A 12,117-nucleotide genomic window follows, 5' to 3' on the forward strand; every position below is an offset into this window, starting at 1 on the left:
GAAGATCCAGCGGCAAGCCCTCGTTTTACGCCTTGCGCGGGCATAGATAAAATGAATTCGATGAATCCTATTTATTCCAATTTGGCATAGCGATGGAATTGCGAACGCTCCGCGCGCTGGTCGAGGTGGTCCGGCAAGGCGGTTTCTCTCAGGCGGCCAAGGTGGTCCACGCGACCCAGCCCACGGTCAGCAAGGCCGTGCGGCAGTTGGAGGACGAGGTGGGCATGCCCTTGCTGGACCGGCAGGCGCAGCCGGTGCGGCTGACGGCGGCGGGCGAAATCGTGTACCGGCGCGCCGTGAACATGCTGGCCGAACGCGACGACTTGAAAGCCGAGCTGGACGACCTGAAGGGCCTGAAACGGGGCGTGCTGCGCCTGGGCCTGCCGCCGCTGGGCAGCAGTTCGCTGTTTGCGCCGATGTTCGCGCGCTTTCGCAGCCGCTATCCGCGCATCGAGATCAGCCTGGTCGAACACGGCAGCCGCCGGCTTGAAGAGATGGTGATGGCCGGCGAAATCGAACTGGCGGGATCGCTCAAGCCCGTGCCGCACCACTTCGAATGGCAGCCGGTCGCGCGCGAACCGCTGGTGGCGTTGATGCCCGCCGATCACCCGCAGGCCCGCGCCAAATCGGTGGGGCTGCACGACTTGCGCGAATCGCCCTTCGTCCTGTTCGAAACGGGGTTTGCCCTGAACCGCATCATCCACGACGCGTGCCAACGGGCGGGGTTCGTCCCGACCATCGCCGCGCGCAGCGGTCAGATCGATTTCATCGTGGCGCTGGTGGCGGCGGGGCTGGGCGTGGCTTTTCTGCCGCGCATGAAGGCCAACGAGGAACTGCACGCAAGCGTGGCTCGCGTGCCTTTGCGGGATTCGGGGACGGATTGGGAGATGGTCCTGGTGTGGCGCCGTGGCGGTTATCTTTCGTATGCGGCGCAGGCGTGGCTGGCGTTGACGCGAGAGGTTCACCCCGGCACGGCCTGACGGCGATCGCGCCGGAGTATGCTGATGCCGGAACCCGGCCCGACTTGCCGGGTCAGACCATTCATGCCCGCCCTGCCCCGATTCTCCGCCCGCCGGCTATTTGCCGCCTCTCTGCTCGTCGCCGCCGGCGTGGTCGGCTGCACCCAGCTCGATTCCTGGCAGCGCCAGACCATTTTTTCGCCGCAGGCCGAACCGCAATCCTGGTGGCGGGATCCTGCCGCGGGAACGCAGGTCTACGACCTGACGCTGGATAACGGCGACAAGGTGCGCGCCTGGTATCTGGCCAGCCCGAAAAAGGGCGCCCCAACCGTGCTGTACCTACACGGCGCGCGCTGGAACCTGAACGGCAGCGCGTTCCGCATCGACGGCTGGAGCCGAATGGGGTATTCCATGCTGGCGATCGATTACCGCGGGTTCGGCGCGTCCACGCCCCGCCTGCCCTCCGAAGAAAGCGCGCTGCTGGACGCCATGGCGGGTCTGAAGGAATTGGCGCGGCTGCAGCCGGACCCGGCGCGCCGTTTCGTCTATGGCCACAGCCTGGGCGGCGCGATCGCCATCGACCTGGCCTCGCGCCCGGAGCAGCCGGACTTCGCGGGCCTGATCGTGGAGTCCAGCTTCACCAGCATCGGCGCGATGCTGGCCACGCTGCGCTGGGGCAACGTGCCCGGCGCCAGCCTCCTGGTCACGCAGCCGTTCGCGTCGGTGGACAAGCTGGCGCAATTGCACACGCCCATGCTGTTCATGCATGGCACCGCGGACCGCGTGGTGCCTCACACCATGAGCGACGAACTCTTTGCGGCCGCCCGCAACGTGGCGCCGGATTTAAAGCGGCTGGTGAAAATAGAAGGCGCCTCGCATTCGGGCGCCTTCCGCAGCGGCACGCAGTACGAGACCGCGGTCAGAACCTTCATGCAGGACGCCAGCCAGGCGTACCAGCGCAAGAAGGGTTGAGACGTCAGACGCCGGCGGCGGCAGTGCCGTTCCGGCGGGACAGCCACGCGATCACGCGGGGACGGCTGCGGTCGTACGCCAGGTTGTAGAAGAACGCGTAGGGCAGATAGAACAGCACCAGCGCGATGTCCAGCACGAAGGCTTCCCAGAGGCTGATGTTGAGCCACCAGGCCGCCAGCGGGATCACGATCAGGATCAGGCCCAGCTCGAAGCCGAACGCATGCAGCACGCGGATGCGGAACGTGCGGGTCCAGCCGAAGCGGTTTTCGACGCGGTCGAACCCGGCGTTGTAGATCATGTTCCAGACCAGCGCGATCCAGGCGATCACCGCGGTCAGCACGCCCATTTCGAACAGCGACTTGCCCATGGCCCACGCCGCCACGGGGGCACACAGGCCGATGGCGATGATTTCGAACAGAAAGGCGTGGATGAAACGTTCTTTGAGGGTTTTCTTGGCTTGGGTCATGACCCACCTGCGGTCGATTGCTGAAGAGTGACCGCATTGTCCGCGACATTTCCGGTACGAAAAAGATAATATCCATCGGAAAAACCGATACACCTATTGCCGGGCTACTCATGCGCCACTCTCTCGAATCCCTCGCCGCCTTCGCCCAGGTCGCCTCCGAAGGCTCGTTCTCGGCCGCGGCCCGCAAGCTCGGCAAAAGCCAGTCCACCATCAGCGAGACCATCGCCAATCTCGAGGTCGACCTGAACGTCGCGCTGTTCGACCGCAGCCAGCGCCAGCCGTCCCTGACCGCCGCCGGCAAGGTGCTGCTGGGACAGGCCTTGCAAGTGCTGGCCGCCAACGATCGCCTGAACCGCAGCGCCAGCCAGTTGTCCGAGGGCCTGGAGCCCCGGCTCACCGTCGTGCTGTCCGACACGTTCCAGTCGCGCACGTTCGAGGCCATGCTGAGCCAGATCGACGCGCGCTATCCCGCGCTGCGCTTCGAATGCCTGATCGCGGAATACGAGGACGTGGTGGCGCTTGTACAGCAGGGGCGTGCGCACGTGGGGTTGATGGCGGCGCAGGACAGCTACCCGCCGGACGTGGCGCATGCGTGCCTGGCCGAACGCTCCGAAATCGTCCTGTGCGTGGGGCGTTCGCATCCGCTGGCCAGCCTGCCATCGGTCACCTCCGATCACCTGAAGACCGAACGCGAACTGCGCCTGAGCACGTATGAGCTGGACGACAAGGAGGCCACGCCCGCCCATTCGACATGGTCGGCGCCCGGCTACCTGATGCTGCTGGAAATGGCCAGTTTGGGCTTTGGCTGGACCGAACTGCCGCGCTGGATGATTCAGCGCTTCGGCCGCGACCAGCTCGTGGAATTGAAGGTGCCGGGCTGGCCGCGCCACATCCATGTCGACGCGGTCTGGTCCACGCGCCGCGCACTGGGGCCGGCGGGCGCCTGGCTGCTGGAAAGCCTTACGCAGGGATAGCGCGCGCCGGCACGGACAACACGGGATCCGCCTGCGTCAACGCCAGGCGCGTGATGCTGACGCCGTTCGCGCGCAGCCATTCGCCCAGATTCGGATCAGCCAGCACGTCGAATTCGGCGCGCCGCTGGCGGGCCATGGCGCTGTCCTGCCCGCTGCCCAGCGCCGGATGGCACATGATGAGGTCGCCTTCGCGCGCGTTGAACAGCCAGGTCTGCAAGAGCTGTGCGTAGCGGCGCTTGCCGCCTTCGAATGCATACACGCCCAGCAGCCGCCTGTTGGTCCGCAAGCCGCTTGAACGGGCCTCGCGCGCGAGCGTCGACGCCCCCAACGCACCGATTACGCGCGCCTTCATCGACTCCTTCAGCGGAATGCCGCACTGCGTGCCGGGCGCTGTCTGGCGCAGCCAGGGGGCATGCACGCCCGTCTGCGTCCCATAACGCTGGGCGAGCAGCGCCAGGACCCGCTTGCGGATGCCGGGTAGTTGATGCACGTGCTGGTGCCCGTCGACATAGTCCGGCGCGCGTCCGAACGCAGCTTCGAACGCGTCGAACTGCCGGGCGATCTGCGCGTCGATCCACGCCGCATCGAGCAGGCCCGCGTAGGCCTTCAGCATCAACGCGGCCAGCGTGGGCATGGGTTCGGCGCCCGCGCTCAATGTTTCCGACAGATTCAGGTGCAGGCCGATGTCCACATCCTGCGCGGCGAGGCGCGGCGCGTTAGCCGCGAAGGCAGGTCCCAACGTCAGGCAACTGACCGCGCTGACGCGCCGCATGCCGGCCAGCGCAATCATGCCTTCGTCGACGTCCGCATTCATGCCAAAATCGTCACCGCACACCACGACGCGCTTGCTCATCGCCGCCTCTCCGTCTTTCCGTCCATTACATCCCTCATGCGCGCCCTCATCCGGCAAATCAGTCTTTTCATCGCCGTCGGTTGCGCCGCCGCAGCAACGCATTGGGCCGTTGCCGTGGGTTGCGTCGAAGCGTTCGGCGCACCGCCGCTGGCGGCCAACCTGATCGGCTGGATGATTGCCTTCGTGGTGTCCTTCAGCGGCCATTACCGGCTTACGTTCCGACATTCGCCCATACCCTGGACCGTAGCGGCCCGTCGTTTCTTTTTCATTTCAGTGATCGGTTTTTTGATCAATGAAACGGCCTACGCCTGGCTGTTGCACGCCACCAACGTGCCGTACGACACGCTGCTGGCGCTGATTCTCATCGGCCTGGCGTTCGCGACGTTCGTCGCTAGCCGGCTGTGGGCGTTCCGCCACAAAGCCGCTTCCTGAGCGCCGCGTCCACCTGCAACAGCCACATCGCGTGCCTCGCACTGGTGGCGGCGGGCTTCATCCCTTGCAGCGGCGTGTAGACCGCGCCGTCGCCATGATTGCCCCACACCCAGAACCGCGCGCCGTCCGGCGCCGCGCACAACCGGGCATTGAACTGGTCGCCGCCGACCAGCACCTGCGCGCCGGTGACCGGATCGAACTTCGCGGCGTCGTACAACTCCTTGCGCCAGTTGTCGCGCACCGGCACTTCCGGGTTGAGCCAGTCGTCCACCACCCAAGTGGGCCGTGGCGCGCGCGCGTACAACGCCAGGTCGAAGGGATAGGCATGCAACGAGACAAACGTGTCGTCCGGCCGTGCCTCCTGCCGCACCACCTTGGCCAGCGGCGCGGCGCTGCCCCGGGCGTTGAACGCCGCAATGCCCACGGCAATGACGCAGATCCCGGCTGCGATGGCGGCGCTGATGCGCACCAGGCGCGGCGTCATCCCGCCGGTGTCGCCGCGCCACGCCGCCAGAATGACCTCGGCCAGCAGAAAAGCGAGCGGCGCCAGCGCCGGCAGCACATAGCCAATCAGCTTGGAATGCGGCAACGAAAAGAACACCACCACCACGGCGAACCAGACCGCCGCCAGGCGCCGCAGGCCGCGCGTCGGCCCCTCGGCCCAGAACGCGCGGCGCAGGATGCCGCCGCCCCACAGCGACCACGGCAAGCTCAGGCCGGCCAGCACCGGCAGGTAGAACCAGAACGGCTGGGCGTTGTTGAAGCCGCTGGCCGCGAAGCGCTGGAAGTGCTGATAGACGAAGAAGTAGTCATAAAAGCCGGGATACCGCAGCTGCATCAGGACGAACCACGGCGCGGCAACGGCAACGAACACCAGCAGCGCCGGCGGCCACACCAGTGCCGCCAGCCCGCGCCAGCGCCGATCCCAGACCAGCCAGAGCAGCAGGATCGCGCCCGGCAGCACCAGGCCGATCAACCCTTTGGCCAGCACGGCCAACCCGGCCAGCGCCGCGGCAGCCACGGACATCCCGCGAGCCCCTTCCCCGCGTTCGACGCGCAGCGCGGTTTCGGCGGCGGCCAGCACACACAGCGTGATAAGCCCCGCGACCAGCATGTCCAGGTTGGCAAACTGCGCGCCGCCATAGAAGAACGGCATCGTGCAAAGCGCCAGCACGGTCAGCGTGGCCGCAGACGCATCGCGATGACGCCGCACGAAGGCGTACAACCCGGCGGCGGCGGCCCACGCGGCCAGCCACGACGGCACGCGCGCCGCCCACGGATGCACGCCGAACACCGAGAACGACAACTCGGTCAGCCAGTAGTAGAGCGGCGGCTTGTGGAAGTACGGCATGCCGTCCAACAGCGGCACGGCATGCGAGCCGCTGCGCAGCATGTCCCAGGCCACGCCGGCATAGCGCCCCTCGTCGGGCAAGGTCAGCGGACGTATCCACGCCAGCCAGGCCAGCCAGATGCCAACGGCCAGCAGAAACCGTCCTGCCGGCGGGGTCCATTCGGAGCGCGCCGGTTTGCCATGGTCCGCCATCATCAGCCCTGCGCCTTGCCTGCGGGACGGCCGCGGCTGCGCCGCACGACGAACAGCGGCCGGCCTTTCACCTCGTCGAAGATGCGGGCCACGTATTCGCCCACCACGCCCAGCGAAATCAGATTGACGCCCGCGAAGAACAGCACCGCGGTGACGATGGTCGTCCACCCGGAAACGGCGTTGCCGGACGTCAGGTAATCGCCCACAAGAAACGCCGCATAGGCCAGCGCCAGCACGGCAAACACCACACCCACCAGGCTGACCATGCGCAGCGGCCACGTCGTGAACGCGGTCAGGCCGTCCAGCGCAAGGCGAAAGAGGCGCAGCCCGCTGTAGGTGCTGGTCCCGTGCATGCGTTCGTCCGGTGTGTAGGGCACGGCCTCGCCCTTGAACCCGACCCACGCATACAGGCCCTTCATGAAGCGGGTGCGCTCGGGCAGCGCGATCAGCGCGTCGACCACGCTGCGGTCCATCAGCCGGAAGTCGCCGGCGTGCGCCGGCACCTGCACGCCGCGCGCGTTGCTGAGCAGTTGGTAGAACCAGCGCGCGCCCGAGCGCTTGAGCCAGGATTCGTCGGCGCGGTCGCGCCGCACGGCGTACACCATTTCGGCCCCCGCGGACCAGCGCGCCAGCATCAGTTCGATCAAGGCAGGCGGATGCTGCAGGTCGGCGTCCAGGCAGATGACCACGTTGCCGCTGGCGGCCTCCAGTCCCGCGCTCAGCGCAGCCTCCTTGCCGAAATTGCGAGACAACTGCACATGGCGAAAGCCCTCGTGCTCGGTCCATTCGGCCATCAACGCGTCCGTGCCGTCGGTGCTGCCGTCGTCGGCCACGATGATCTCCCAGCTTGTGCACAGCGCAGAGAGCCGGTTGCGCAGCAGCGGCAGCAGCACGCGCAGGTTCTCGCACTCGTTCAGGCACGGAATCACGCAGGTGACGCGGATGTCATACGGCACGTCGGCGGGCTGCGGCGGCCACACGGACCTCAGGGGCAGGGATTTTGCCAGCACCTGCGGCGCTGGCGGGTCGGACCGGAACTGGATGTGCATGGGGTTCTGCAATGACGGAATGCGGGACACGATGCGGTGCAGTATGCGCAGGCGCTCGTCGAATTTTCATGAAATGCCGGCGCGGGCCCGGCCGCTAAAATGGCGGGCATCTCCAATCTTCGGGTTGTCATGCAATACCAAGTCCGTCCCATGCTGGGCAGCGATGTGGACGCCATCCTGCAGGCCCAGGCCCTCGCCTATCCCAGCTTTCTGCTGGAAGGCGCCGGCTTTTTCCTGAACCGCCTCGCGCTCGCGCCGCGGTATTGCTGGGTCGCCCAGCCGCGAGCGTCGGCGGCCCCAGGAGTGCTGCTGGGCTATCTGATTTCCTATCCGTGGGATGCGGGCCTGCCGCCTGCGCTGGATGTGCCGTTAACGGCGCTGCCGGCACGGGCCGATCACTGGTTTCTGCATGATTGCGCGGTCGTGCCGGCGGCGCAGGGCATGGGAGTGGGCCAGGCGCTCGTCGGCGCCGCCGCCGCTTGCGCCATGGACAATGGCCTGAAGTACGCCAGCCTGGTGTCTCTGGCCTCGGCGGCCGGGTATTGGACGCGTCATGGCTATGCGCCGCTTGCCCCGCAGACGCCCGGTCTGGCCGAGAAACTGGCGGGCTACGGCGAGGGCGCCAGTTACATGTCGCGCGCCTTTCCCTTCCCCGCCGCCAGCCCGTCGCGGGCCTGATGGCGTCGCCCTCCCCCGTGTACAGGAGCACTGGGCTGGACGTAAGATAGTTTCGCAGTCCGCGAGCGATGCGGCGGCAATTGGCTTGAACATCGGGTTTGAACAGCTAGTCTTGCTGCGCCCCGGCGGGGCGCGAAGGTTCATATGATCTCCCTTTCGCCCGTCCAATCCCTCCTCGCCTGCTGCCTCGTGCTCGTCATCGGGCGGGTCATGACCGCGCGCATCGGCGTCCTGGCGCGCTACAGCATTCCGGACCCCATCGTGGGCGGGCTGCTGTTCGCCGTGCTGGCCTACCTGCTGTCGACCTGGGGCGGTGTCGCCGTCTCGCTTGAGACCAGCATCAAGCCGACGCTGCTGCTGCTGTTCTTCGGCTGCATCGGGCTTACCGCCAACCTCAAACTGCTGGCGCGCGGCGGTCCCCGCCTCATCGCCTTTCTCCTCGCGCTGATCCCCTTTCTTGTGCTGCAGAACGCCGTGGGGCTGGGCATGGCCTGGCTGCTCGACATGCACCCGCTCATGGGCCTGCTGGGCGGCACGATCACCCTTGTGGGCGGCCACGGCACCGGCGCTGCCTATGCGACGCGCTTTGCCGACTTCAACAACATCCAGGACGTCATGCCCCTGGCCATGACGGCGGCGACACTGGGGCTGGTGCTGGGCGGCGTCGTGGGCGGTCCGGTGGCCGAATGGATCATGCGCCGCCACAAGGTGTCGGGCAGCCTGGACCACACCGCGGCCGAAGGGCACCAGGCCGTCGACCTGAATGAAGGGCATCAGCCGCCCAACCCCGGTACGTTCATCCTGTCCATGACCGCCGCGTTCGTCTGCCTGGTCGTCGGCGGCGTCCTCGCGGGTCTGGTGGAGGACGCGCCGGTCAGCCTGCCCAACTTCCTGTGGTGCCTCGCCACCGGCGTGCTCATCCGCAATGCGGGCCCGCTGGTGGGCATCCGGCTCGACGACCGCGCCACCGACATCATCGGCACGATCTCGCTGTCGCTCTTCCTGGGCATGACGATGATGACGCTGGACCTTTCCAGCGTCGCGCGGCTGGCCGGCCCGCTGGCGCTGATGCTGGCGGTGCAGACGCTGGCGTGCGCGCTGTATGCCGCCTGGGTGGTGTTCCGGATGCTCAAGCGCGACTATGAGGCCGCCATCATGTCCGCGGCATTCTGCGGCTTCGCGCTGGGCGCCACGGCCACGGCCATCGCCAACATGCAGGCGCTCACGCGCCGCCACGGCCCGGCGCCGGAAGCCTTCATCGTGGTCCCAGTCACCGGCGCCTTCCTGGTGGACATCCTGAACGTGATCGTCCTGAGCACGCTGATCTCCTTGCCGTTCGTGGGAGGGATGTAGCCATGTTCAAAAAACTCATGATCATCCTGCTGTGCGCGATGCTGACCGCGTGCGGCCGCGCGCCCGATGCCGACGCGCTGCGCGCGGACGTCACGCGCAGCCTGGACGCGACCTATGGACAGGACCTGTTCCGCATCGCCGACCTCAAGCGCATGGGATCGGCCACGGACAGCACCGCCCCGGCAGGCCAAACCCGGCGCGTCGTGTATTACGACGTCGACCTGGAACTGACCCGCGACATTTCGCTGGGCGCGTGGGACCAGCCCGGCGCGGCGTCATTGGTGACGCTGCTGGGCGCCGGACCGCGCAGCATCAGCGGTGTGAAGTCCGGCGGCAACAAGGCCGGCGATCGCATCGTCGCCCACGCCAGCGCCATCTATCGCGAAGAGGACGGCGCGTGGAAGCTGGTGACGCCCGCGGGCTTCAAGGCCGCGGAAGCGCCGTCGCTGGATACCGGCGCGCCGCCGCCCGTCACGCGGCAGTTGCTGGACACGCTGGACCAGATCACCCACTCGGTGACCTACAGCGCGTCCAGCACGGCCCAGCACGTGGTGCAGCAGGAACTGGAACGCTCGGTGGCGCGCATCAACGGCCGGCTGTCGCGGCTGCAACAGGGTTATCCGTTGGCCGGCGGTCCGGACCGCGGCGAGTACCTGGCCTTCGCCCGCGCCCTGAGCGACGTGGCGCGCGCGCGCCAGATCCGGGTATCGCCACTGATTACCGGTGGCGGGGCCGACAACATCGCGTTGCTGCGCAGCGGCGACGCCGTGGTGGCCCTGGCGCAGGCCGACACCGCACGGATGGCCTACGAGGGCACGGGGCCCTTCGCGGGACAAGGGCCGTTTCCCAGCCTGCGCGCACTGGGCAGCCTGTATCCGGAGATGGTCCATATCGTCGTACGCGACGATCCCGCGATTCGCGGCGTACGGGACCTCAAGGGCAAGACGATCGCGCTCGGTCCTGAAGGGTCGGCGGTGCGCGCCACATTGCAAACCGTGCTGGCCGCGCATGGCCTGCAGGCCGGGCGCGATTACCAGGTGTCAGACACCCCGTTCGTGGCCGCCCTGCCGCTGCTGCAATCCGGGGCGGTCGACGCCGCCGCCCAGGTGATCGGGGTGCCGGCCACGCCGCTGCGCGACGCGCTGATTCCCGCGCAGCTCAAGCTGCTGCCGCTCGATGCCGACGCCATCAAAACGCTCACGGCTGGCGACAACGCACTGATGCCGCTCGACATCGCTGCGGGTACGTATCCCAACCAGGCCGAGCGCATTCCGACGGTGGGGGTGGCGGCGTTGATGCTGACCACCACCGACCTCACGCGCGACGAAGCGCTTGTCGTGGTGCGCGCGGTCTACCAGGCCGGCCAGGACCTGCTGGCGGCCGGATCGACGCAGGGTTCGCAGGTGTCGGCGGCCACCGCCCGCCTCGGCCTGAGCGTGCCGCTGCACGACGGCGCAGAGGAAGGCATCGCCCAACTGGAGCACGGCAAACCGCGCTGACGCGGGTTGCGTCTATGATGGCGCTCCCTATCAGGAATTCCGATGAACAAATTCGATCTTCAAAAGAACCAGGCCCTCAAGCTGGCCGGCCAACTCAAGCAATCGGCGACGCCCGACCGCTTTGGCGCCTCGTCCCAAGTGCCCGACCGCCGCGAGCAGCGCAAGCTGGATCAGGCCGCCGGCCTGGTGCCCTTCCCGCTGAAGCTGTCGCAGGCGCAGGCCGATAAGCTGCGCGCCGCTGCCGCCGAACGCGGCGTATCGACCAACGACCTCGTGGCCGAGGCGCTCGAAAAAGCGCTGAGCAAGTAACCGCGATGCACATCTGGGTCGACGCGGACGCCTGCCCCGCCGTCATCAAGGACATCCTGTTCCGCGCCGCGCAGCGCTGGCAGATGCCTTTGACGCTGGTGGCCAACCAGGCGCTCTACACGCCGCCGTCGCCGCTCATCCGTGCCGTGCAGGTGCCGCGCGGCTTTGACGTCGCCGACGCGCACATCGTGGAGCGGGCGGAAAAGGGCGACCTGGTCATCACCGGCGACATTCCGCTGGCGGCGCAGGTGCTGGAAAAAGGCGCGATGGCGCTCAATCCCCGCGGCGAACGCTATTCGCCGGAAACCATCCGCGAACGGCTGGCGATGCGGGACATGATGGAAGAACTGCGCGCCAGCGGCGTGGACACAGGCGGCCCTCCGTCGTTCAGCCAGTCCGACCGCAAGGCGTTTGCGAACCAGCTCGACACCCTGCTCGCGCGGGTGGCCCGCCAGCAGGCGCCGAAAAGCTGAAACCGCCGGCGGTCGGTGGTCAGTAAAAGGTGATGTATGCCTTGTAGATGATCGCGCCGATCGCGGTGACAAGGCCAAGGCCCATCAGGGTCATGCCGAGATTGCGGTCACGAAACCCGAAGCCGATCAACATGAGCGCCACGCCGGTGCAGATGATGATGAGCATGGTGTTGGTATGCGGACCCATGGCCTTCTCCTGTTTTGCTCGGCAGCGATTCGCCGACTTATCGATGATAGATAGGCGTGCAACAGGCTTGGCGCAACCGGCAGCAGCCAGATTGCGGCAGATCAGAAGAAGATTAATGAATCAAAAACAAAAAAGCCAACCGATGAAGGTTGGCTTTTTGCATACTGCCCGAAGAACAAAACCGATATCGTTAATTACTGCTGCATTACTGCTACGACATGGGCGTTGTCTTTTGGGGCTCTTCGAAGGCTGTTAAGCCTGAGAAGGTCTTTGGTGGGTAGTACTGGGTTCGAACCAGTGACCCCTGCCGTGTGAAGGCAGTGCTCTACCACTGAGCTAACCACCCCGAAAGAGGCGAAATAATAGCACG

14 protein-coding genes and 1 tRNA gene are annotated in these 12,117 nt (G+C 66.8%); 9 read left to right on the top strand and 6 right to left on the bottom strand.

Annotated features, from left to right (window positions below):
* Nucleotides 1-92: 92 nt before the first annotated feature.
* Both RT697_RS13740 and RT697_RS13745 read left to right on the top strand, forming a co-directional pair.
* Complete coding sequence (locus RT697_RS13740) at nucleotides 93-980, top strand: LysR family transcriptional regulator (protein WP_313699551.1); 888 nt, start codon at nucleotides 93-95, stop codon at nucleotides 978-980.
* A 63-nt stretch (nucleotides 981-1,043) separates the two neighbouring features.
* A complete protein-coding gene (locus RT697_RS13745) occupies nucleotides 1,044-1,931 on the top strand; it encodes an alpha/beta fold hydrolase (protein ID WP_313699553.1) in 888 nt (295 codons plus the stop codon).
* A 4-nt stretch (nucleotides 1,932-1,935) separates the two neighbouring features.
* Here the strand turns inward: RT697_RS13745 and RT697_RS13750 are convergent, their stop codons facing one another.
* A complete protein-coding gene (locus tag RT697_RS13750) occupies nucleotides 1,936-2,397 on the bottom strand; it encodes a multidrug/biocide efflux PACE transporter (RefSeq protein ID WP_313699555.1) in 462 nt (153 codons plus the stop codon).
* Nucleotides 2,398-2,507: 110 nt separating this feature from the next.
* Here RT697_RS13750 and RT697_RS13755 point away from each other — a divergent pair, with 110 nt between their 5' ends.
* Complete coding sequence (locus tag RT697_RS13755; RefSeq protein ID WP_312437868.1) at nucleotides 2,508-3,371, top strand: LysR family transcriptional regulator; 864 nt, start codon at nucleotides 2,508-2,510, stop codon at nucleotides 3,369-3,371.
* On the opposite strand, the gene RT697_RS13760 is transcribed toward RT697_RS13755, so the two are convergent.
* On the bottom strand, nucleotides 3,358-4,224 hold the full coding sequence (locus RT697_RS13760) for a ChbG/HpnK family deacetylase (RefSeq protein WP_313699557.1): 867 nt from the start codon (nucleotides 4,222-4,224) through the stop codon (nucleotides 3,358-3,360). The genes RT697_RS13755 and RT697_RS13760 overlap by 14 nt on opposite strands.
* A 36-nt stretch (nucleotides 4,225-4,260) precedes the next feature.
* Here RT697_RS13760 and RT697_RS13765 point away from each other — a divergent pair, with 36 nt between their 5' ends.
* Nucleotides 4,261-4,656, top strand: a complete 396-nt coding sequence (locus RT697_RS13765; protein WP_313699559.1) for a GtrA family protein — start codon at nucleotides 4,261-4,263, stop codon at nucleotides 4,654-4,656.
* On the opposite strand, the gene RT697_RS13770 is transcribed toward RT697_RS13765, so the two are convergent.
* Nucleotides 4,616-6,199, bottom strand: coding sequence for a glycosyltransferase family 39 protein (locus tag RT697_RS13770; RefSeq protein WP_313699570.1), 1,584 nt, complete (start codon nucleotides 6,197-6,199; stop codon nucleotides 4,616-4,618). The genes RT697_RS13765 and RT697_RS13770 overlap by 41 nt on opposite strands.
* A gap of 2 nt (nucleotides 6,200-6,201) precedes the next feature.
* A complete protein-coding gene (locus RT697_RS13775) occupies nucleotides 6,202-7,248 on the bottom strand; it encodes a glycosyltransferase family 2 protein (protein WP_313699561.1) in 1,047 nt (348 codons plus the stop codon).
* A gap of 150 nt (nucleotides 7,249-7,398) precedes the next feature.
* Here RT697_RS13775 and RT697_RS13780 point away from each other — a divergent pair, with 150 nt between their 5' ends.
* The 5 genes from RT697_RS13780 (at nucleotide 7,399) to RT697_RS13800 (ending at nucleotide 11,560) form a co-directional block, all read left to right on the top strand.
* Nucleotides 7,399-7,926: a GNAT family N-acetyltransferase gene (locus tag RT697_RS13780; protein ID WP_313699572.1), complete on the top strand. Its 528-nt coding sequence runs from the start codon at nucleotides 7,399-7,401 to the stop codon at nucleotides 7,924-7,926.
* Between the two features lie 144 nt (nucleotides 7,927-8,070).
* Nucleotides 8,071-9,279 carry a sodium/glutamate symporter gene (gltS, locus tag RT697_RS13785; protein WP_313699563.1) on the top strand — a complete coding sequence of 403 codons (1,209 nt, stop codon included), beginning with the start codon at nucleotides 8,071-8,073 and terminating at the stop codon, nucleotides 9,277-9,279.
* 2 nt (nucleotides 9,280-9,281) lie between these two features.
* Nucleotides 9,282-10,778 carry a TAXI family TRAP transporter solute-binding subunit gene (locus RT697_RS13790; protein WP_313699564.1) on the top strand — a complete coding sequence of 499 codons (1,497 nt, stop codon included), beginning with the start codon at nucleotides 9,282-9,284 and terminating at the stop codon, nucleotides 10,776-10,778.
* Between the two features lie 42 nt (nucleotides 10,779-10,820).
* On the top strand, nucleotides 10,821-11,087 hold the full coding sequence (locus RT697_RS13795) for a hypothetical protein (protein WP_286939685.1): 267 nt from the start codon (nucleotides 10,821-10,823) through the stop codon (nucleotides 11,085-11,087).
* 5 nt (nucleotides 11,088-11,092) lie between these two features.
* Entirely contained in the window at nucleotides 11,093-11,560 is a 468-nt protein-coding gene (locus tag RT697_RS13800) for a YaiI/YqxD family protein (protein WP_313699566.1), read from the top strand.
* 19 nt (nucleotides 11,561-11,579) lie between these two features.
* On the opposite strand, the gene RT697_RS13805 is transcribed toward RT697_RS13800, so the two are convergent.
* Both RT697_RS13805 and RT697_RS13810 read right to left on the bottom strand, forming a co-directional pair.
* A complete protein-coding gene (locus RT697_RS13805) occupies nucleotides 11,580-11,747 on the bottom strand; it encodes a hypothetical protein (RefSeq protein WP_175125403.1) in 168 nt (55 codons plus the stop codon).
* A gap of 271 nt (nucleotides 11,748-12,018) precedes the next feature.
* A tRNA-Val gene (locus tag RT697_RS13810) sits at nucleotides 12,019-12,093 on the bottom strand.
* Nucleotides 12,094-12,117: the final 24 nt, after the last annotated feature.

This window comes from Achromobacter sp., from assembly GCF_032113835.1.
Taxonomy (GTDB): domain Bacteria; phylum Pseudomonadota; class Gammaproteobacteria; order Burkholderiales; family Burkholderiaceae_B; genus Achromobacter.